The 597-nt window shown below is 67.2% G+C and carries 2 pseudogenes; one reads left to right on the forward strand and one right to left on the reverse strand.

Features of this window, described 5'->3' with window-relative positions:
• Positions 1 to 299 (forward strand): annotated as a pseudogene (locus A5688_RS16650) (VWA domain-containing protein); the annotation flags it as partial.
• Positions 300 to 303: 4 nt separating this feature from the next.
• On the opposite strand, the pseudogene A5688_RS16655 reads toward A5688_RS16650, so the two are convergent.
• Positions 304 to 597 (reverse strand): annotated as a pseudogene (locus tag A5688_RS16655) (VWA domain-containing protein); the annotation flags it as partial.

The following is a 597-nucleotide window of genomic DNA, read 5'->3' on the forward strand; positions in this document are numbered from 1 at the left end:
TGCCCATCTCGACGATCTCGTTCGGGACCAAGGGCGGCGAGATCGAGATGGACGGGCAGCGCATCGCCGTCCCGGTGTCGACGGACCAGATGAAGATGGTCGCCAAGCTGTCCGGCGGGCAGTCGTTCCACGCCGACAGCCTGGAATCGCTGAAGAACGTGTACTCGACGCTGCAGCGCCAGATCGGCTACGAAACCGTGAAGGGCGACGCGAGTCTGGCCTGGATGCTGCTCGGCGCCTTCGCCATGGCCGGCGCCATCCTGGCCGGGCTGCTGCTGAACCGCAGGCTGCCCGCCTGAGTGCTCAGCTGGGCAGGCGCCGGTTGATCAGCAGTGCCAGTGCCGTCGCGATCAGGGCGGTCAGCACGCCGAGGCGCAGCCAGCCGGAGCTGCCCGGGCCCGGCACCGTGCGGTAGCCGATCTCGTTCTCGATCGCGTTGTAGCTCTTCTCGAGCTCGCCGAGGTTGGTGGCGGTATAGGACTGCCCGCCGGACAGCTTGGCGACCATCTTCATCTGGTCCGTCGACACCGGGACGGCGATGCGCTGCCCGTCCATCTCGATCTCGCCGCCCTTGGTCCCGAACGAGATCGTCGAGAT

This window comes from Mycobacterium mantenii, from assembly GCF_001667865.1.
GTDB lineage: Bacteria > Actinomycetota > Actinomycetes > Mycobacteriales > Mycobacteriaceae > Mycobacterium > Mycobacterium mantenii_A.